Consider the following 19,471-nt stretch of genomic DNA (forward strand, 5'->3'; position numbering starts at 1 on the left):
TTTGGCGCGCGGCCAGGCGGCGGCGCGAAAGCGGAAAGTATGCAGCCACTGTATCAAAAAAAAAGCCCAGCTCGCGCTGGGCCTTTTCTTCATCGGAAAGGATCCGATTAACGTGCGCTGCGGGTGCCGACCACTTCGACTTCCACGCGGCGGTTCGGCTGCTGGCAGGAGATCTGCGCTTTGCGGTTGCCCTTGCACGACTTCGGGTCAACCTTCAGCTGACGCTTGCCCTTGCCTTCCGTGTACACACGGTTGGCTTCAACGCCCTTGCTGACCAGATAGGCCTTGACGGCTTCAGCACGACGGATCGACAGGCGATCGTTGTACTTGTCCGAACCGAACGAGTCGGTATGGCCAACTGCGATAATCACTTCCAGGGTGATGCCGGACAGCTTGGAGGTCAGGTCGTCCAGCTTGGCCTTGCCTTCCGGCTTCAGGACAGCCTTGTCGAAGTCGAACAGGGTGTCAGCGGCGAAAGTGACCTTTTCGCTGGAAACAACCGGAGGAGCAACCGGTGCGGGCGGTGCCACCGGAGCGGCCGCCGGAGCCAGGGCGCCGTCGCACAGTGCGTTGGCGGTGGCCGGGGTCCACGAACTGTCGCGCCAGCAGAGCTCGTTCGTGCCGTTCTTCCACACGTACTCGCTCGTACCGTTGCCCCAGTTTTCGTTCACAGCCTTCTTTTCGTAGGGGACGGACTGGGCTTGAGCGGATGCAGCCATTACTGCGGTAGCTGCAACGAGCGCGAGCTTGGCAAATTTTTTCATATTTCTCCTCTCAGGATGAGATCACCGCAGGGTTACTGCGAGCAAATGGACGGAAACAAGTCATACATTCTTCGGAGTATAACATTCTCGATGCGGTGTATGCTCCACTTCGAACAATGTCTGGCTCTTCGCTGGGGAATTGTGCCACAAGGGTCGTTTCCTAAGAAGTAAATATATTCGATTCCACCAATGGGTTTTGGGCCTGTGGTGTTTGTGCAACATGGCTCTTGCGATGCCCGCAAACCCTTGTCTGGCCGGGCTTGCAGGATTTTCGCAGCGGCTTTTCTCGTCGTTTCCCGGCGTCGCCAAAGGCCCTTTGGAGGGGGGGGAGGCGGCTGCGGGGGAGGGCAGCCGCGCATGTTAGAATGCCACGTTGCCCTACTGCCGGACGCCGCTTGGCGAATGGTGATTCACCTGGGTGCCTTCTGTTTAAATTCGCCGGATAACCCACGCCGCAATGGATCAATTCGCCAAAGAAACCCTTCCGGTCTCCCTCGAAGAGGAAATGCGCCGCTCTTATCTCGATTACGCAATGAGCGTGATCGTAGGGCGCGCGCTTCCCGATGTCCGGGATGGCTTGAAGCCGGTACATCGGCGTGTGCTCTATGCGATGCATGAGCTTAACAACGACTGGAACCGGCCGTACAAGAAATCGGCGCGTATCGTAGGGGATGTGATCGGTAAGTATCACCCCCACGGCGACACTGCTGTATACGATACGATCGTGCGCATGGCGCAGAATTTCTCCCTGCGCTACATGCTGGTCGATGGCCAGGGTAATTTCGGATCGGTGGACGGGGATAACGCGGCAGCCATGCGTTATACCGAAATCCGCCTGTCCAAGATCGCCCACGAGATGTTGCTCGATATCGATAAGGAAACTGTCGATTTCGGGCCGAATTATGACGGCTCGGAGAATGAGCCGCTGATTCTGCCGGCGCGCATCCCTAATCTGCTGATTAATGGATCGTCGGGTATCGCGGTGGGCATGGCCACCAATATCCCGCCGCACAACCTCAACGAAGTGGTCGACGGCTGCCTGCACCTGCTGCGCAATCCGCAAGCCACGGTCGACGAGCTGATCGAGCTGATTCCGGCGCCGGATTTCCCGACCGCGGGCATTATCTATGGCATCCAGGGCGTGCGCGAAGGCTACCGCACCGGCCGTGGTCGCGTCGTCATGCGCGCCAAGACGCACTTCGAGGATATCGATCGTGGCCAGCGCCAGGCGATCATCGTCGACGAGCTGCCCTACCAGGTCAACAAGCGCACCTTGCTGGAGCGCATTGCCGAGCTGGTGACGGACAAGAAGGTCGAAGGCATCTCGGATATCCGCGACGAGTCCGACAAGTCCGGCATGCGCGTGGTGATCGAGCTCAAGCGCAACGAAGTGCCTGAGGTGGTGCTGAACAACCTCTACAAGCACACCCAGCTGCAGGACACCTTCGGCATGAACATGGTGGCGCTGGTCGACGGCCAGCCGCGCTTGCTGAACCTGCGGCAGATGCTAGAGTGCTTCCTGTCGCACCGGCGCGAAGTCGTCACCCGCCGCACCGTGTTCGAGCTGCGCAAGGCGCGCGAGCGTGGCCACGTGCTGGAAGGCCTGGCGGTCGCGCTGGCCAATATCGACGAGTTCATTGCCATCATCAAGGCAGCGCCGACCCCCCCCATCGCCAAGCAAGGGCTGATGGCGAAGGCGTGGGATTCGAGCTTGGTGCGCGAGATGCTGGCACGCGCCGAAGGCGACACGCCGGGCGGCCGCGCTTCCTACCGCCCCGACGGCCTGCCTGCCATCTTCGGCATGCAGGGCGACGGCCTGTACCGCCTGTCCGACTCGCAGGCCCAGGAAATCCTGCAGATGCGCCTGCAGCGCCTGACGGGCCTGGAGCAGGACAAGATCGTCCAGGAATACCGCGACGTCATGGCGGTCATCTCCGACCTGCTCGATATCCTGTCCCGGCCGGAGCGCATTAGCACCATCATCACCGACGAGCTGACCGCCATCCGCGCGGAGTTCGGCGACCTGCGCCGCTCGCATATCGAGCTCAATGCGACCGAGCTGGATACCGAGGACCTGATCACGCCGCAGGACATGGTGGTCACGCTGTCGCACAGCGGCTATATGAAGAGCCAGCCGATCTCCGAGTACCGGGCGCAGAAGCGCGGCGGGCGGGGCAAGCTGGCGACCGCCACCAAGGAAGACGACTGGATCGACACGCTGTTCGTCGCCAACACGCACGACTACATCCTGTGCTTCTCGAACCGCGGCCGGCTGTACTGGCTGAAGGTGTACGAGGTGCCGCAGGGGTCGCGCAACTCGCGCGGCAGGCCGATCGTCAATATGTTCCCGCTGTCTGACGGCGAGAAGATCAACGTCATCCTGCCGGTGCGCCAGTTTGACGCCGAGCACTTCATCTTCATGGGCACCGCGCGCGGCACCGTGAAGAAGACGGCGCTGACCGAGTTCTCCAACCCGCGCAAGGCCGGCATCATCGCTGTCGATCTCGACGAGGGCGACTACCTGATCGGCGCCGCCGTCACGGATGGCCAGCACGATGTGATGCTGTTCTCGGACTCCGGCAAGGCAGTGCGCTTCGATGAAAACGATGTGCGTCCGATGGGCCGGCAGGCGCGCGGCGTGCGCGGCATGAACCTGGAAGAAAGCCAGACCGTGATCGCCATGCTGGTCGCGCCGGCCGAGACCAGCGAGCAGGACGTAGCGGTGGGCAGTGTGCTGACCGCCACCGAAAATGGCTATGGCAAGCGTACCCCGATCGCCGAGTACACTCGACACGGCCGGGGCACCAAGGGCATGATTGCGATCCAGACCAGCGAGCGCAATGGCCGGGTGGTGGCTGCCGCGCTAGTGTCGCCGGAAGACGAGATCATGCTGATCACGACCGGCGGTGTGCTGATCCGTACGCGCGTATCTGAAATCCGCGAGATGGGCCGTGCCACGCAAGGGGTGACCCTGATCAACGTGGACGAAGGCACCAAGCTGTCCGGCCTGCAGCGAATCGTCGAAAGCGACGCCGACAACGGTGTGGCGGGTGATGAACTCGACGGGGCCGATGCTGCTGCCGAGGGAGAGCCGGGGGCAGGTGCGCAGGACGGCACCGAGGCTGGCACCCCTGACACGGGATCCAATTCGTAAGTTGTTGCAACATTGACCCGATGGCCGGAACTCGATTGCCGGCTGCGGGACTAAAACGGACATATTTACCAGGGAGTCACAATGTTCAAAACCTATCGACGTATCGCTGTTCTGGCTGCCATCGTGCCGGCCATGATGCTGGCCAACGCGGCGCATGCCCAGGATGCGGACAAGACCGCTGCCATCAAGGAGCTCCTGACCGTGATGCAGGCCGACCAGGCCGTCAAGGGCCAGGCCGAGAACTGGCAGCAGGGCGCCAAGCAGGAAGCGCCCATGGTTCTGGAGCAGGTACTGGTCGAGAACAAGACGCTCAACGACAAGCAGAAGCAAGCCGCCGTCGACAAGCTCAAGAAGAATGGCGCCGTGCAGCGCATGGTGGACGGCGCCGGTACGGCGTTCACCACCGATGGCTTCAAGAGCGACGCCATGAAGGCCCACTACGACGCCTTCGCCAAGTACTACAGCGCCCAGGAAATCAAGGATCTGACCACGTTCCTGAAGTCGCCCACGGGCCAGAAGTTCATGGCGAACCAAGGCAAGGCTACGCAGGAAATCTGGGGCTCGATGATGCAGAAGTACGGCCCGCAGGTTGGCAAGTCGATGCGCGACGCAGCCGAGAAGGAAATCGCCGCCGCTTCGAAGTAATTCACCCGCGGGCCGGTGGGGCGTGCGGGGCACTATCCCCGGCTCCCCTATCTGGCGCGGGTTTGATGGATAATGGCTGCTTGGGTAACACCGGCAGCCATTTTTCATTTCCATCCCGATCCATGAACGAACCCCAGAATCCAGCACTTGCCGCCATGATGCAGCGCGCCATGGCCGAGCGTGTCTATAACTTCTCGCCCGGTCCGGCGGCCCTGCCGACCGAAGTGTTGCTGCAGGCAGCCGACGAGATGCTGTCCTGGCACGGTACCGGGGTCTCGGTGATGGAGATGAGCCACCGCAGCCGCGAGTTCGAGGGGATCCAGGCGGAAGCGCTGGCGAACCTGCGCGAGTTGCTGCACGTGCCGAAAGACTTCCGCATCTTGTTCCTGCAGGGCGGTGCCATTGGCGAGAACGGCATCGTGCCGCTCAACCTGATGTCTCGCCTCAACGCGGAACGCCCCAAGGCGGATTTCGTTGTCACCGGCACGTGGTCGGTGAAGTCCGAGCAGGAGGCGCGCCGCTATGGCGAGGTCAATATCGCGGCCTCCAGCACCGCGCAAAAATTCGTGCGTATCCCGGACGTGTCCGACTGGAAGCTGTCGGACGATGCCGCCTATGTACACCTGTGCACCAACGAGACCATCGTCGGTGTCGAGTTCCAGGACGTGCCCGACATCGGCCAGCACCGCGACGGCGGGCCGGTGGTGGTGGCCGACGTCTCCAGCCACATCCTGTCGCGCCCGGTCGACTGGTCGCGCGTGCAGGTGGCCTACGGCGGCGCGCAGAAGAATATCGGGCCGGCCGGCCTGACCATCGTGATCGTGCGCGAAGACCTGCTGGGCCATGCGCATCCGCTTTGCCCCACCGCCTTCAACTGGCGCCTGGTGGCCGAGCATGACTCGATGTACAACACGCCGCCGACCTATTCCATCTACATCGCCGGGCTGGTCTTCAAGTGGCTCAAGGCGCAGGGCGGCGTGGATGCGATCGAGCAACGCAATATCGCCAAGGCGCACGCGTTTTATGAGTTCCTGGATCAAAGCGCGTTCTACCGCAATGATATCGATCCGAGCTGCCGCTCGCGCATGAATGTGCCGTTCTTCCTGGCTGACGAATCGCGCAACGATGCCTTCCTGGCCGGTGCGCGCGCCAGGGGGCTGGTACAGCTCAAGGGCCACAAGTCCGTCGGCGGCATGCGCGCCAGCTTCTACAATGCCATGCCGCTCGAGGGCGTCGCCGCCCTGATCGAGTACATGCGCGACTTCGAGCGCACCGCGGCCTGATCCTTCGTTTGCGGCGGCATCGCCTGGCGCTGCCGCCGCAGTGCCGATTCGGTTTTTTCCAGGGCCACATCGCAATGACGTGGCGTAGCGGATTCATACAATGACAAATCAAGACAAAGACATCGCGCAGGAGGAGGCGCAGCCGGACAATGGCGCCGCCGAGAAGGCGCTGGGCGTCGAACTGACGCCGTTGCGCGAGCAGATCGACAAGCTGGACCGCGAACTGCTGGCAATGTTGAATCGCCGTGCGCAACTCGCTCTCGATGTGGGCGAGGTCAAGAAGAAATATGGCGCGCCGGTGTTCCGTCCGGAACGCGAGCTGCAGGTGATCCGCAAGGTGCAGGGCGCCAATCCCGGCCCGCTGCTCGACGACAGTGTGGCGGCGATCTGGCGCGAGGTGATGTCCGCCTGCCGCGGCCTGGAAAAGCCCCTTGAAGTTGCTTTCCTGGGCCCCGCGGGCACGTTCTCCGAGCAGGCGCTGTACGCGCATTTCGGCCACGAGGTGAGCGGCGTGCCGTGCCCGAGCATCGACGAGGTGTTTCGCGCGGTGGAAGCCGGCACCGTGGAGTACGGCGTGGTGCCGGTGGAGAATTCCACCGAGGGCGCGGTGTCCCGCACGCTGGACCTGTTCCTGCAGACCTCGCTGAAAATCAGCGGCGAAATCGCGCTGAAGGTGCATCACAACCTGATGGCGTCGTCGCCGGACATGAAGGGCGTGACCGTGGTGCGCGCGCACGCGCAGGCGCTGGCGCAGTGCCAGCACTGGCTAACGGCCAACTACCCGCATCTGGAGCGCCAGGCCGTATCGAGCAATGCGGAAGCGGCGCGCATGGCCAGCGAAGATCCCACCGTGGCGGCCATCGCCGGCGAGTCCGCCGCCAATCGCTATCACCTGCATCTGGTGCGCACGCACATCCAGGACGATCCGCATAACCGCACGCGCTTCGCGGTGATCGGGCGCTACGAGACCGAGCCCTCGGGCAGCGACCAGACCTCGATGATCCTGTCGGTGCCCAACAAGGCTGGCGCGGTCTACCAGTTGCTCGCGCCGCTGGCCGACAACGGCGTGTCGATGTGCCGCTTCGAGTCGCGCCCGGCGCGCAGCGGCGCGTGGGAGTACTACTTCTACGTCGACGTGGAAGGGCACCAGCACGATGCCTCGGTGGCGCGGGCACTGGAAGAACTCCGCCGTAACGCGGCTTACTTCAAAGTGCTGGGTTCATACCCGTCCAGTCGATAGCAAGGCTTGCCGCCCGGGCGGCAGCCAGACCGAAGAGCGGATCGGCGATCGCGGATCGCGATCCGCGAAAGACGATCACCAAGGAGCCAGGATGGCAGAGCAAGGCAAGCAGTTCGGTCCCGAGTATGTGCGGGCGATCTCTCCGTACGTGGCGGGCAAGCCGATTTCCGAAGTGGCGCGCGAATTCGGCCTGGACGAGTCCGCCATCGTCAAGCTGGCCTCGAACGAGAACCCGCTCGGCATGCCCGAGTCGGCCAGGACGGCCATCGCCGCCGCTGTCGCCGACCTGGGCCGCTACCCCGATGCCAACGGTTTCGAACTGAAGGCTGTCTTGTCGGCCCGTTTCGACGTGCCGGCCGACTGGCTCACGCTGGGCAACGGCAGCAACGACATCCTGGAAATCGCCGCGCACGCGCTGGTGAAACCGAGCGAGTCGGTCATCTACGCCGAGCATTCCTTTGCGGTGTATGCGCTGGCTACGCAGGAAATCGGCGCGCGCGCCATTGAGGTCAAGGCGCGTGACTATGGGCACGATCTCGACGCCATGGCCGCCGCCATCGTGCCGGATACGCGCCTGATCTTTATCGCCAACCCGAACAACCCGACCGGCACCTTCCTGCCGGCGGCTGCCATCGAGGCTTTCCTGGCCAAGGTGCCGGCCGATGTCGTGGTGGTGCTGGACGAGGCTTACAACGAATACCTGGACGACGCGCAGCAGTACGATTCAGTGGCGTGGGTCCGCAAGTATCCGAACCTGCTGGTTTCGCGCACCTTCTCCAAGGCTTATGGCCTGGCCGGCCTGCGCATCGGCTACGCGGTCGCGCAGCCGGCGCTGACCGACCTGCTCAACCGCATCCGCCAGCCTTTCAACGTCAACAGCCTGGCGCAGGCCGCGGCGGTGGCGGCGCTGGCCGACACGGCCTTCCTGCAGCGCAGCGCGGAACTCAACCGGGCCGGCAAGGCGCAACTGGTGGCGGCCTTCGACCGGCTCGGCCTGCAGTACGTGCCATCTTCAGGCAATTTCGTGCTGGTGCGCGTGGGCCAGGACGACGGCGCCGGCGCGCGCGTCAACCTGGTGCTGCTCAGGCAGGGCGTGATCGTGCGTCCGGTGGGCAACTACAACCTGCCGCAATGGCTGCGTGTGACCATCGGCCTGCCTGAGGAAAACGCGGCCTTCATCGCCGCGCTGGAACGGGCGCTCAATTAGGCGCCGCGCCTTCGCCGGCGGGCGCCGCCGCAACTGGCGGCGCCGTTGCCCGGCGTAGACGAGATACAATGCCGGATTCCCGAACTTCCTTGCCTGGCAGCGTATCCCCGTGACCGTTCCTGCGTCCGCTCCTTATTTTTCCCGTGTCGTTATTGTCGGGGTCGGCCTGATCGGCGGCTCGCTGGCGCTCGCGCTCAAGCGCGCGGGGGCGGTCGGCACGGTGGTCGGCGTAGGCCGCTCGCAGGCCTCGCTGGAGCGTGCCCTCAAGCTCGGCGTGATCGACGAAGCCGCGACGCTGGAGGAGGCTGCCAAGGGCGCCAACGTTATCGTGCTTTGCGCTCCGGTGGCACAGACCTTTGCGCTGCTCCATGCACTTGAGCCGCATCTCGAGCCGGCCACCATTGTCACCGACGCCGGCAGCACCAAGTCCGACGTCATCATGGCTGCCAAGACCGCGCTGGGCGACAAGGCGGCGCAGTTCGTGCCCGCCCATCCCATCGCGGGCCGCGAGTTGAACGGCGTGGAAGCCGCGCTGGCCGATCTCTATGGCGGCAAGAAGGTCGTACTGTGCCCGCTGCAGGAAAACGTCCGCATCGACGTGGCTGCCGTGCGCGCCATGTGGGAGACCGCCGGTGCCGATTGCTTTGTGATGTCCGCCGTGCAGCACGATGCCGTGTTTGCCGCGGTCAGCCATCTGCCACACCTGCTGTCCTACGCGCTGGTGGCCCAGGTGGCCAATGCCGAGGACGCGGCGCTGAAGCTCGACTTCGCCGGCGGCGGCTTTCGCGATTTCACCCGTATCGCGGCGTCCTCGCCGGAGATGTGGCGTGATATCTGCGTTGGCAACCGGGAGGCGATGCTGAGCGAGTTGACCACTTACCAGGCGATGCTGGCGCATTTGAAGACGCTGATAGAAAACAGCAACGGCGAGGGGCTGGAGCGCATCTTCCAGCGCGCCAGCCAGGCGCGCCAGCAATGGGGCGCGCAGCGTGCACCCGCTGTCAACGTCGAGCCCTGAACGCTCGCGTCGCGAAGTCAACAAGTCACCAACGGAGCGGCCCGCCCTTCATAAAGAGCGGCCGGCCAACTAGCATGCAAACCATGGAACATCTCACGCTCGGTCCTTTCACTCGCGCCTCGGGCACCATTCGCCTGCCGGGCTCCAAGAGCATCTCCAACCGTGTGCTGCTGCTGGCGGCGCTCGCGGACGGCGAGACCCGCGTCTGCGACCTGCTCGACTCCGACGATACGCGTGTGATGTTGCGGGCGCTGCGTACGCTGGGCGTGGAGTGGCGCCAGGAGGATGGCGCTTGCGTGGTGCGCGGCGTGGGCGGCAACTTCCCGAACAAGGCGGCCGAACTGTTCATGGGCAATGCGGGCACCGCCATTCGCCCGCTGACCGCGGCACTGGCGCTGCAGGGCGGAAGTTACAAGCTGTCGGGCGTGCCCCGTATGCACGAGCGCCCGATCGGCGATCTTGTCGATGGCCTGCGGCAGATTGGCGCCCACGTCGACTACCTTGGTACCGAGGGCTATCCGCCCCTGCAGATATCGCCCGCGCAGATCCGCATCGACGCACCGATCCGCGTGCGCGGCGACGTTTCCAGCCAGTTCCTGACGGCGCTGCTGATGACCCTGCCGCTGGCCGATGCGCCGGGCGACACCATCGAGATCGAGGTCGTCGGGGAGTTGATCTCCAAGCCCTACGTCGAGATCACGCTGAACCTGCTGGGGCGCTTCGGCATCGAAGTCAGGCGCGAAGGCTGGTCGCGTTTCATCCTGCCGGCGCGTTCGGCCTACCGTTCGCCCGGTGAGATCTTCGTTGAAGGCGACGCCTCCTCGGCATCCTACTTCCTGGCAGCCGGCGCTATTGGCGGCGGTCCGTTGCGGGTGGAGGGCGTGGGCATGTCGAGCATCCAGGGCGACGTCAAGTTTGCCGAGGCGCTCAACCGCATGGGCGCCAACGTGATGGCGGGCGCCAACTGGATCGAGGTGCGCGGTACCGAGCGCGACGATGGCCGCCTGCACGGCATCGAACTGGATTGCAACCATATCCCGGACGCTGCCATGACGCTGGCGGTAGCGGCGTTGTTTGCCGAGGGCACGACCACGCTTACCAATATCGCGAGCTGGCGGGTCAAGGAAACCGACCGCATCAGCGCCATGGCCACGGAGTTGCGCAAGCTAGGTGTCGAGGTGGAGGAGGGGGCGGATTACCTGAAGGTGACGCCGCCGGCCCAAACCGCGTGGAAGACGCCGGCCGCTGGCATCGACACCTATGACGATCACCGCATGGCCATGTGCTTTTCGCTGGCCGCCTTCGGCCCGTTGCCGGTGCGCATCAACGATCCCGGCTGCGTGGCCAAGACGTTCCCGGATTACTTCGACGCGTTTGCAGCGGTGGTGCGCTGATCACACTGCCAGCATCGGGCGGGACTCCTCGCCGGGAATGGCGGGCGCGCCTTCGTCCCGGCGTTCGCGCCTGTCCCAGTAGCGGTCGAAGAAGTAATGCGCCACAGTATTGACTGCCGGTTCGATGAAGGTCACGGCGCCGCTGACGGCCAGGTTGCCGGTCAGCGCGTAAGTGACGCCAAAGGCAATGCCGACGTGCATGATGCCGAACGACAGGGTCTTAGCCATGGTAGATTGCCTCGCGGAGTTGTCTTGACTGCCCGGGGCGCCTGCCATTTGCAGGGCCGCCCGCCATGGATTGCATGGTAATGATTCTCAATTGATTTAAGAAATCAATATTCTTTTCTGTTTCAATAAACAATGACTATCGTCGACGTCATCACAATCGACGGGCCCACTGCCTCCGGTAAGGGCACCGTAGCGCACAAGGTGGCGGACGCACTCAGCTTCCATCTGCTGGATAGCGGTGCGCTGTACCGCCTGGTCGCGCTTGCCAGCGAGCGTGTGGGCATTGACGCACAAGATGTGGACGGGCTTGCAAAGCTGGCAGGCCGCCTCGATGTCAAGTTCGGCCCCGATCGGGTCTGGCTGAGCGGCGAAGAGGTCAGCTTGGCCATCCGCGCGGAAGCCACCGGCAACCGCGCGTCGGCCATTGCCGTCCACCAGTCGGTTCGCGACGCCCTGACGGCGCTGCAGCGTGGTTTTCGCAAGCTGCCGGGCTTGGTTGCCGACGGCCGCGACATGGGCACGGTGATTTTTCCCGATGCCCGCCTGAAGGTATTCCTGACCGCAAGTGTCGAAGCGCGCGCTCGTAGGCGCTATAAACAATTGATTGATAAGGGAATTTCTGCTAATATTGAAGACCTTTTGCGGGACCTTGAGTCGCGCGACCAGCGGGATCGTACCCGCACGGCCGCGCCGCTGCGTCCCGCACAGGATGCGCACTTGCTCGATACCTCCGACATGACGGTGGATCAGGCGGTGGCGCAGGTGCTGCAGTGGTACGCTGCGCCGGGTTCCTGACCCGCGCATCGTGCCCGCCGCACCGAAGTGCCGGTAGTGCCTGCATGCGCAGACCTGCCGGTGTTGTTCAACCTGACCCCGCTGCCCGGTGCAGACTGAGCGCGATCCTCGCGCCGGCCCGAGTACTGCGGATTGATACTCAAGTTTATGTCCGACCTGCAAACTAACGAATCCTTTGCCGCACTGTTCGAGGAATCCGTCGCCCGCTCCAATATGAAGGCTGGCGAAGTGATTTCCGCTGAAGTCGTGCGCATCGACCACAATTTCGTGGTCGTCAACGCCGGCCTCAAATCGGAAGCCTTTGTGCCGGTGGAGGAGTTCCTGAACGACCAGGGCGAACTCGAAGTGCAGGCCGGCGACTACGTCTCCGTGGCCATCGACGCGCTCGAGAACGGCTATGGCGACACCATCCTGTCCCGCGACAAGGCCAAGCGCCTGGCATCGTGGCTGAACCTCGAGAAGGCGCTGGAAGACGGCGAAATCATCTCGGGCACGGTCACGGGCAAGGTCAAGGGCGGCCTGACCGTCATGGTCAACGGCATCCGCGCGTTCCTGCCGGGCTCGCTGGTCGACGTGCGGCCGATCAAGGACACCACGCCGTACGAAGGCAAGACCCTGGAATTCAAGGTCATCAAGCTGGACCGCAAGCGCAACAACGTGGTGCTGTCGCGCCGCGCCGTTGTGGAAGCGACCCTGGGCGAAGAGCGCCAGAAGCTGATGGAAACCCTGAAGGAAGGCGCCATCGTCAACGGTATCGTCAAGAACATCACGGACTACGGCGCATTCGTGGACCTGGGTGGCATCGACGGCCTGCTGCACATCACCGACCTGGCATGGCGTCGTGTGCGTCACCCGAGCGAAGTGCTGTCGGTTGGCCAGGAAATCACCGCCAAGATCCTCAAGTTCGACCAAGAGAAGAACCGCGTCTCGCTGGGCGTGAAGCAACTGGGCGAAGATCCGTGGGTCGGCATCTCGCGTCGCTACCCGCAAAGCACCCGCCTGTTCGGCAAGGTGACCAACCTGACCGACTACGGCGCGTTCGTTGAAATCGAAGCCGGTATCGAAGGCCTGGTCCACGTTTCCGAAATGGATTGGACCAACAAGAACGTGGCCCCGTCGAAGGTTGTCCAGCTGGGCGACGAAGTCGAAGTCATGGTTCTGGATATCGACGAAGACAAGCGTCGTATCAGCCTGGGCATGAAGCAGTGCAAGGCCAATCCGTGGGACGATTTCAGCCGTAACCACAAGAAGGGCGACAAGCTGGGCGGCCAGATCAAGTCGATCACCGACTTCGGCGTGTTCATCGGCCTGCCCGGTGGCATCGACGGCCTGGTGCACCTGTCCGACCTGTCCTGGCAAGAAACTGGCGAAGAAGCCGTGCGCAAGTACAAGAAGGGCGACGAAGTGGAAGCCGTGGTTCTGGGCATCGACGTCGACAAGGAACGCATCTCGCTGGGTATCAAGCAGCTGTCGGGCGATCCGTTCAACAACTTCATCTCGGCCAACGACAAGGGTTCCCTGGTCAATGGCACGATCAAGTCGGTTGATGCCAAGGGCGCTGTTGTGCAACTGGCTGACGACGTCGAAGGCTACTTGCGTGCATCCGAAATCTCGGCTGACCGCGTGGAAGATGCCCGCAACGTGCTGAAGGAAGGCGAGCAGATCACCGCCCTGGTGGTGAATGTGGACCGCAAGTCGCGCAACATCAACCTGTCGATCAAGGCCAAGGACAACGTCGAGCAGCAAGAAGCGATGCAAAAGTTCGCCGCTGACACCGGCACGGCTGGCACGACCAACCTGGGCGCGCTGCTGAAGGCCAAGCTCGGCCAGGACAACCAGTAAGCATTGGTTCTTACGCCTGCTAGCGGATGCCCATGACCAAGTCCGAGCTTGTCGAAAAACTGGCTGCCCGGTTCCCGCAGTTGCTGCTGCGGGATGCGGACATCTCGGTGAAGACGATCCTCGATGCGATGTCCGAAGCGCTGGCCGATGGCCACCGCATCGAGATTCGTGGATTCGGCAGTTTTGGCCTGAACCGACGTCCGCCGCGCGTAGGACGCAATCCCAAGTCCGGCGAAAGAGTGCTGGTGCCCGAGAAACGGGTGCCGCACTTCAAGGCGGGCAAGGAGTTGCGTGAACGAGTTGATCGCAGCCCGGCGCTGCCGCAGGCCGTTGGCGGCGGCGGTGCGGGGGCCAGCGCCATCGGCAGTCACGGTGGCAATGGCAATGGCGGTGCCAACGGCAATAGCCATGGCGCCGCGGCAGGCGCGTCTCATCCGAGCGCGCCTGCCCAGGCGAAGCCGGCCGTTGTTGCCGGCAGCGCCTTGCATGACGATGGCGGGCTGAAACTGGCCCGTTCCTGAATCGCTGTGTTTGACTCGTGATGTGACTGGATAGTCGAAAAAGCGCCCCTGATCGGGGCGCTTTTTCATTATTGCAGCATGCTTGCGGCATACAAGCCGTTACCGTTAGTACGAGACGATTCCGCTACAATGCCGGGAATCCACCGAGGGGCGTCGCCCGCCGGCGTTCGCATCACCGGAGTCCGAACCATCCCATCTTCCGCATGAAGCCCGCATGAAACTTGTCGCCTGGATCATCCGTATCGTCCTGTTCGCGCTGCTGTTCGTGCTGGCGCTGCGTAATACCGCCGATGCTTCCCTGCAACTCTTCTTCGATGCCGTCTGGCGAGCGCCGCTGATCCTGATCCTGCTGGCCGCTTTCGGGCTGGGCATCGTCGCTGCGCTGGCGGCGGTAGCGCCCGCGCTGATGCGCCAGCGCATGGAAGCGAACCGGCTGCGGCGCGCGCTCGGCGAGGCGCGCAGCCAGGCTGCGGAAGGTGCCCGCGAACCACAGGCGGGCTCCGGCATCCCTTACAACGTAGTTGGCCCGAAAGTTTGACCAATGATTTTTGAAACCTGGTGGCTGCTCGCGCTGCCGCTCATTTTCGGCCTCGGCTGGATGGCTGCGCGCTTTGATGCGCGACAGCTCATGAGCGAACAGGGCGCGCTGCCGCGCTCCTATTTCAAGGGACTGAACTTCCTGCTCAATGAGCAGCCCGACCAAGCCATCGATGCGTTTATCGAGGTGGCGCGGCTGGACCCCGAGACCACCGAGCTGCACTTCGCGCTCGGCGCCCTGTTCCGCCGGCGCGGCGAAACCGAACGCGCAATTCGCGTGCACCAGAACCTGGCCAGCCGCGAGGATCTCCCCGATGCCGAGCGCGAGCACGCGCTCTATGAACTGGGCCAGGACTTCCTGCGCGCCGGCCTGCTTGACCGTGCCGAGGAATCGCTGCGGCGGCTGATGTCGGGCCCCTATGCGGCGCCGGCCAAGCATGTGCTGCTTGAACTCTACGAAGTCGAGAAGGAGTGGAAGAAGGCCATCGAGGCGGCACGCGAACTTCAGCCGCTGGAGCAAAAGGACTACAGTTTGCAGATCGCGCAATTCTGCTGCGAACTGGCGCAGGATGCGCTGCAGCGCAAGCAGCCTGCGGACGCGATCGGCTGGTTGGAGCAGGCAGTCAAGGAAAACCCCGCCAATGTGCGCGCGCCGATGCTGCTGGGCGACGTGGCCATGGCGGCAGGCGACGCGCAGGGCGCGCTTGGCCACTGGCTCGGTATCGAGCGGCAGGATGCCGCCTACCTGCCGCTGGTGGCGGATCGCGTCGTCAAGGCTTATCGCCAGCTCGGCGACGACGGGCAGGCGGTGGAATGGCTGCGCGGCCTGCTCAAGACCAATCTGGCGGCCGAGTTGCTGGATATTGCGTATCGCGCTGAACTCGAACTGCATGGCGCGCATGCCGCGGCCGTCTTGATGCGCGAGCAACTGCGCCGGCAGCCGTCGCTGCAAGCGTTGACCAAGTATTTCGAGGCGCAGGCCGCCGAGGTCGCCGCAGCCGTGGGCGAGGCCAACGGCGTGGCAGAAGCGGGCACCGCCGTGGCGCAGGCGCCTCAGGCGACCGCCCACGATATCGAACAGGAGCAGGAGGTGTCGGCGATTCGCGACCTGCTGCAGAATCGCACGCGTAACCTGGCGCGCTATACCTGCCGCGAATGCGGCTTCCGCGCGAGATTGTTCTATTGGCAGTGCCCCGGCTGCAACCGCTGGGAAACTTACGCGCCGCGCCGTAGCGAGGCACTCGGCTGACGCTGTTGCGCCGCACGCCAATCCCTATCTGGAGTACAAGCTATGAAAGTCACCATTATCGGCAGCGGCTACGTCGGTCTAGTGACCGGGGCCTGCCTGGCCGAACTGGGCAACGATGTGTTTTGCCTGGACGTCGATGAACGCAAGATCGCGCTGCTCAATGCGGGTGGCGTACCGATCTACGAGCCGGGCCTCAAGGAACTGATCCAGCGCAATCGCGAGGCCGGGCGGCTGACGTTCTCCACCGATGTGGCGGCCAGCGTTGAGCATGCCGATGTGCAGTTCATCGCGGTCGGCACGCCGCCCGACGAGGACGGCTCCGCCGATCTGCAATATGTGCTGGCGGCTGCCCGCAATATCGGCCGGCATATGACGGGCTTCAAGGTGGTGGTGGATAAATCGACGGTGCCGGTCGGCACCGGCGACCGTGTCACCGAAGCCATTCGTGCCGAACTGGGCGCGCGCGGCCTGGAGGACCTGCAGTTCTCGGTGGTGTCGAATCCCGAGTTCCTGAAGGAAGGCGCCGCGGTGGAGGACTTCATGCGTCCCGACCGCATCGTGCTGGGCTGCAATGCCGACGTGGCGGGCCGCCATGCCAAGGCGATCATGCGCCAGTTGTACGCACCCTTTAACCGCAACCACGAGCGCACCTTCTATATGGATGTGCGCTCGGCCGAGTTCACCAAGTACGCGGCCAACTCGATGCTGGCCACCCGGATTTCGTTCATGAACGAGCTGGCGAACCTGGCGGACGAGGTCGGTGCGGACATCGAACTGGTTCGCATGGGCATCGGTTCCGATCCGCGTATCGGCTATAGTTTCCTGTACGCCGGCGCCGGTTACGGCGGTTCGTGTTTTCCCAAGGATGTGCAGGCACTGATGCGCACCGCCAGCGCGCATGGCAAGCCCATGCGTGTGCTCGAAGCGGTGGAAGCGGTCAACGATGCGCAAAAGCAGGTGCTGGCCGACAAGGTCGTGCGGCGCTTCGGCGAGGATCTCGCGGGCCGTACCTTTGCGATCTGGGGGCTGGCTTTCAAGCCCAATACCGACGATATGCGCGAAGCGCCGTCGCGGGTGCTGGCGCGTGCGCTGATTTCGCGCGGTGCCGCGTTGCGCGTGCACGATCCCATTTCGATGGCCGAGGCCCGGCGCGCGCTGGAAATCGATCTCGCCGATATCGAAGGCGGCTTTGCGCGCGTGCATTTCAGCGATGCGCAAATGGATACGCTCGATGGCGCCGATGCGCTGGTGATCGTCACCGAGTGGAAGGTGTTCCGCAGCCCGGATTTCAACCAGATCAAGCGCCGCCTGAAGGCACCCGTCATCTTCGACGGACGCAATCTGTACGAGCCCGAGGCCATGCAGGAATCGGGCATCGAATATCATGCGATCGGGCGGCCGACCACGACGCGCTGAAACGCAACCCAACGGGAACGACAAGCCAACGCCCCGGGTGACGGACCGGGCAGTGTTGCCAAGGATGTCCATGAGCAAGAACCATATTCCGCAGCAACAGATCAATCAATCGCGCATCCTGGTGGCGGGCGACATGATGCTCGACCGCTATTGGTTCGGCGATGTCGAGCGCATCTCCCCGGAGGCACCGGTGCCGGTCGTGCAGGTAAAGCGTAGCGACGAGCGCCTTGGCGGCGCCGCCAACGTGGCGCGCAATGCTGCCGCGCTGGGCGCTCAGGTCGGCATGCTGGGTGTGGTCGGCGACGACGAACCCGGCCGTACCCTGGAGGCGCTCCTGAACGCCAGCCACGTGCAGCCCTACCTGCTGCGCGACGCCAGCGTCAACACCACCATCAAGCTGCGCGTGATGGCGCACCAGCAGCAGTTGCTGCGGGTCGATTTCGAGAATGCCCCGGCGCACGAAGTGCTGGCCTCCGTACTGGATAGTTTCCAGGCGTTGGTCAAGGAGTACAAGGTGCTGGTGCTCTCCGACTACGGCAAGGGCGGACTGGCCCACGTGGGCCGCATGGTCGAGACGGGCCGCGCAGCGGGTTGCATGGTGCTCGTCGATCCCAAGGGCGACGACTATTCGCGCTATCGCGGCGCCACGCTGATCACCCCCAACCGCGCCGAAATGCGTCATGTGGTGGGTGCCTGGAAAACCGAGTCCGATCTCACCATCCGGGCCCAGAACCTGCGGCGGGAGTTGCATCTCGAGGCGTTGCTGCTGACCCGTTCGGAGGAGGGCATGACGCTCTATACCGAAGCGGAGGTATTGCACGTTTCGGCGCAGGCGCGCGAAGTCTATGACGTGTCCGGTGCCGGCGATACCGTGATCGCCACGCTGGCGACCATGCTGGGGGCGGGCGTGCCACTCAAGGAAGCCGTGCAGCACGCCAATCGCGCCGGCAGCATCGTGGTGGGCAAGCTGGGCACCGCGGTTGTCACCTATCCTGAATTGTTCGGCACGCCGGCGTAATGTCCGCGCCGTCTTCTGGCTCGTTTGAGCCCACACGACCATGACCATCATCGTTACCGGCGCTGCCGGCTTTATCGGCAGCAACCTCGTCAAAGGCCTGAACGAGCGCGGCGAAGACAACGTCGTCGCCGTCGACAACCTGACGCGTGCCGACAAGTTCCACAATCTCGTCGACTGCGAGATCCGTGACTACCTGGACAAAGGCGAGTTTCTCGAACGCTTCACGCGCGGCGAGTTCGGCAAGGTACGCGCGGTCTTCCATGAAGGTGCCTGCTCGGACACCATGGAGACGGATGGCCGCTACATGATGGAGAACAACTTCCGCTACACCAAGGCGCTGATGGATGCCTGCCTGGAACAGGGCACGCAATTCCTCTACGCCTCGTCGGCCGCGACCTACGGTGCATCGCAGGTGTTCAAGGAAGAACGCGAATACGAGAAGCCGCTGAACGTCTACGGCTACTCCAAGTTCCTGTTCGACCAGGTGGTGCGCCGCACGCTGCCGACCGCGCTGTCGCAGATCGTGGGTTTTCGCTACTTCAACGTCTATGGTCCGCGCGAAGCGCACAAGGGGCGCATGGCGTCGGTGGCGTTCCACAATTTCAACCAGTTCCGTGCCGACGGCACCGTGAAGCTGTTCGGCGAGTACGGCGGCTACGCACCGGGTGGCCACACCCGCGATTTCATCTCGGTGGAGGACGTGGTCAAGGTCAACCTGTTCTTCCTGGATCACCCGGACAAGTCGGGCATCTTCAATCTTGGCACCGGCCGTGCGCAACCCTTCAACGATATCGCCGCGACCGTGGTCAACACGCTGCGCGAAGCCGATGGCCGTCCCCACCTGACGCTCGACGAGATGGTGCAGGAGGGCCTGGTGGAGTACATCAAGTTCCCCGATGCGTTGCGCGGCAAGTATCAGTGCTACACGCAATCCGATGTCTCGCGCCTGCGCGGCGCCGGGTACAAGGAGCCGTTCTACACAGTGGAAGAAGGCGTGTCGCGCTATTGCCGCTGGCTGCTTCAGAACAAGGCCTGAGGTCGCAAAGTGCGCTGTCCGCTTTGCCGCCCTTGACGGAAACACCTCGGTAGCGTTGAGGTGAACTTTTGTTGCAGGGCGCGCCAAGGTGGCCGGCCGCTCCTATCCTCCGTGTTGCCTCGTC

At 63.6% G+C, this 19,471-nt stretch carries 17 protein-coding genes; 15 read left to right on the plus strand and 2 right to left on the minus strand.

Annotated elements, in window-relative coordinates; all coding sequences use genetic code 11:
• Positions 1-107: 107 nt before the first annotated feature.
• On the minus strand, positions 108-764 hold the full coding sequence (gene ompA, locus ACZY0R_RS20240; RefSeq protein WP_488860711.1) for an outer membrane protein OmpA: 657 nt from the start codon (positions 762-764) through the stop codon (positions 108-110).
• Between the two features lie 457 nt (positions 765-1,221).
• Between ompA and gyrA the strand changes: the two genes are divergently transcribed.
• From gyrA to aroA, 7 genes are all read left to right on the plus strand, one after another.
• Complete coding sequence (gene gyrA / locus ACZY0R_RS20245) at positions 1,222-3,918, plus strand: DNA gyrase subunit A (RefSeq protein WP_488860713.1); 2,697 nt, start codon at positions 1,222-1,224, stop codon at positions 3,916-3,918.
• A gap of 81 nt (positions 3,919-3,999) precedes the next feature.
• Positions 4,000-4,563, plus strand: coding sequence for a DUF2059 domain-containing protein (locus ACZY0R_RS20250; protein WP_488860715.1), 564 nt, complete (start codon positions 4,000-4,002; stop codon positions 4,561-4,563).
• 122 nt (positions 4,564-4,685) lie between these two features.
• The gene (gene serC / locus ACZY0R_RS20255; RefSeq protein WP_488860717.1) at positions 4,686-5,846 is read left to right on the plus strand and encodes a 3-phosphoserine/phosphohydroxythreonine transaminase; all 1,161 of its coding nucleotides are present in this window, start codon (positions 4,686-4,688) and stop codon (positions 5,844-5,846) included.
• Between the two features lie 100 nt (positions 5,847-5,946).
• On the plus strand, positions 5,947-7,086 hold the full coding sequence (gene pheA / locus ACZY0R_RS20260; RefSeq protein WP_035860282.1) for a prephenate dehydratase: 1,140 nt from the start codon (positions 5,947-5,949) through the stop codon (positions 7,084-7,086).
• A 91-nt stretch (positions 7,087-7,177) separates the two neighbouring features.
• Positions 7,178-8,293, plus strand: coding sequence for a histidinol-phosphate transaminase (gene hisC / locus ACZY0R_RS20265; protein ID WP_488860719.1), 1,116 nt, complete (start codon positions 7,178-7,180; stop codon positions 8,291-8,293).
• A 109-nt stretch (positions 8,294-8,402) separates the two neighbouring features.
• Positions 8,403-9,311, plus strand: a complete 909-nt coding sequence (locus tag ACZY0R_RS20270) for a prephenate dehydrogenase (RefSeq protein ID WP_488860721.1) — start codon at positions 8,403-8,405, stop codon at positions 9,309-9,311.
• Between the two features lie 83 nt (positions 9,312-9,394).
• Positions 9,395-10,705, plus strand: a complete 1,311-nt coding sequence (aroA, locus tag ACZY0R_RS20275; RefSeq protein ID WP_488866065.1) for a 3-phosphoshikimate 1-carboxyvinyltransferase — start codon at positions 9,395-9,397, stop codon at positions 10,703-10,705.
• Here the strand turns inward: aroA and ACZY0R_RS20280 are convergent, their stop codons facing one another.
• Positions 10,706-10,933: a DUF2061 domain-containing protein gene (locus ACZY0R_RS20280; protein ID WP_488860723.1), complete on the minus strand. Its 228-nt coding sequence runs from the start codon at positions 10,931-10,933 to the stop codon at positions 10,706-10,708.
• Between the two features lie 132 nt (positions 10,934-11,065).
• Between ACZY0R_RS20280 and cmk the strand changes: the two genes are divergently transcribed.
• The 8 genes from cmk to rfaD all read left to right on the plus strand — a co-directional run bounded on the left by cmk (position 11,066) and on the right by rfaD (position 19,347).
• A complete protein-coding gene (gene cmk, locus ACZY0R_RS20285) occupies positions 11,066-11,728 on the plus strand; it encodes a (d)CMP kinase (protein ID WP_488860725.1) in 663 nt (220 codons plus the stop codon).
• Positions 11,729-11,875: 147 nt separating this feature from the next.
• The gene (gene rpsA, locus ACZY0R_RS20290; protein WP_035860300.1) at positions 11,876-13,570 is read left to right on the plus strand and encodes a 30S ribosomal protein S1; all 1,695 of its coding nucleotides are present in this window, start codon (positions 11,876-11,878) and stop codon (positions 13,568-13,570) included.
• Between the two features lie 32 nt (positions 13,571-13,602).
• Positions 13,603-14,091: an integration host factor subunit beta gene (locus ACZY0R_RS20295; RefSeq protein ID WP_488860727.1), complete on the plus strand. Its 489-nt coding sequence runs from the start codon at positions 13,603-13,605 to the stop codon at positions 14,089-14,091.
• Positions 14,092-14,305: 214 nt separating this feature from the next.
• The gene (locus ACZY0R_RS20300; RefSeq protein ID WP_035858787.1) at positions 14,306-14,629 is read left to right on the plus strand and encodes a lipopolysaccharide assembly protein LapA domain-containing protein; all 324 of its coding nucleotides are present in this window, start codon (positions 14,306-14,308) and stop codon (positions 14,627-14,629) included.
• Positions 14,630-14,632: 3 nt separating this feature from the next.
• A complete protein-coding gene (lapB, locus tag ACZY0R_RS20305) occupies positions 14,633-15,877 on the plus strand; it encodes a lipopolysaccharide assembly protein LapB (RefSeq protein ID WP_488860729.1) in 1,245 nt (414 codons plus the stop codon).
• 42 nt (positions 15,878-15,919) lie between these two features.
• The gene (locus tag ACZY0R_RS20310; protein ID WP_045237997.1) at positions 15,920-17,293 is read left to right on the plus strand and encodes a UDP-glucose dehydrogenase family protein; all 1,374 of its coding nucleotides are present in this window, start codon (positions 15,920-15,922) and stop codon (positions 17,291-17,293) included.
• Between the two features lie 70 nt (positions 17,294-17,363).
• A complete protein-coding gene (rfaE1, locus tag ACZY0R_RS20315) occupies positions 17,364-18,311 on the plus strand; it encodes a D-glycero-beta-D-manno-heptose-7-phosphate kinase (RefSeq protein ID WP_052685961.1) in 948 nt (315 codons plus the stop codon).
• A gap of 40 nt (positions 18,312-18,351) precedes the next feature.
• A complete protein-coding gene (gene rfaD, locus ACZY0R_RS20320; RefSeq protein ID WP_488860732.1) occupies positions 18,352-19,347 on the plus strand; it encodes an ADP-glyceromanno-heptose 6-epimerase in 996 nt (331 codons plus the stop codon).
• Positions 19,348-19,471: the final 124 nt, after the last annotated feature.

This window comes from Cupriavidus sp. F041 (genome assembly GCF_057814235.1).

What these genes read in the sequence shown, in the direction of transcription:
- pheA (WP_035860282.1), top strand. Translation starts at nt 5,947, where the DNA reads ATGACAAATCAAGACAAAGACATCGCGCAGGAGGAGGCGCAGCCGGAC.
- ACZY0R_RS20300 (WP_035858787.1), top strand. Translation starts at nt 14,306, where the DNA reads ATGAAACTTGTCGCCTGGATCATCCGTATCGTCCTGTTCGCGCTGCTG.
- aroA (WP_488866065.1), top strand. Translation starts at nt 9,395, where the DNA reads ATGGAACATCTCACGCTCGGTCCTTTCACTCGCGCCTCGGGCACCATT.
- serC (WP_488860717.1), top strand. Translation starts at nt 4,686, where the DNA reads ATGAACGAACCCCAGAATCCAGCACTTGCCGCCATGATGCAGCGCGCC.
- ACZY0R_RS20295 (WP_488860727.1), top strand. Translation starts at nt 13,603, where the DNA reads ATGACCAAGTCCGAGCTTGTCGAAAAACTGGCTGCCCGGTTCCCGCAG.
- rfaE1 (WP_052685961.1), top strand. Translation starts at nt 17,364, where the DNA reads ATGAGCAAGAACCATATTCCGCAGCAACAGATCAATCAATCGCGCATC.
- ACZY0R_RS20280 (WP_488860723.1), bottom strand. Translation starts at nt 10,933, where the DNA reads ATGGCTAAGACCCTGTCGTTCGGCATCATGCACGTCGGCATTGCCTTT.
- rpsA (WP_035860300.1), top strand. Translation starts at nt 11,876, where the DNA reads ATGTCCGACCTGCAAACTAACGAATCCTTTGCCGCACTGTTCGAGGAA.
- gyrA (WP_488860713.1), top strand. Translation starts at nt 1,222, where the DNA reads ATGGATCAATTCGCCAAAGAAACCCTTCCGGTCTCCCTCGAAGAGGAA.
- ompA (WP_488860711.1), bottom strand. Translation starts at nt 764, where the DNA reads ATGAAAAAATTTGCCAAGCTCGCGCTCGTTGCAGCTACCGCAGTAATG.
- rfaD (WP_488860732.1), top strand. Translation starts at nt 18,352, where the DNA reads ATGACCATCATCGTTACCGGCGCTGCCGGCTTTATCGGCAGCAACCTC.
- lapB (WP_488860729.1), top strand. Translation starts at nt 14,633, where the DNA reads ATGATTTTTGAAACCTGGTGGCTGCTCGCGCTGCCGCTCATTTTCGGC.
- ACZY0R_RS20310 (WP_045237997.1), top strand. Translation starts at nt 15,920, where the DNA reads ATGAAAGTCACCATTATCGGCAGCGGCTACGTCGGTCTAGTGACCGGG.
- ACZY0R_RS20250 (WP_488860715.1), top strand. Translation starts at nt 4,000, where the DNA reads ATGTTCAAAACCTATCGACGTATCGCTGTTCTGGCTGCCATCGTGCCG.
- cmk (WP_488860725.1), top strand. Translation starts at nt 11,066, where the DNA reads ATGACTATCGTCGACGTCATCACAATCGACGGGCCCACTGCCTCCGGT.
- hisC (WP_488860719.1), top strand. Translation starts at nt 7,178, where the DNA reads ATGGCAGAGCAAGGCAAGCAGTTCGGTCCCGAGTATGTGCGGGCGATC.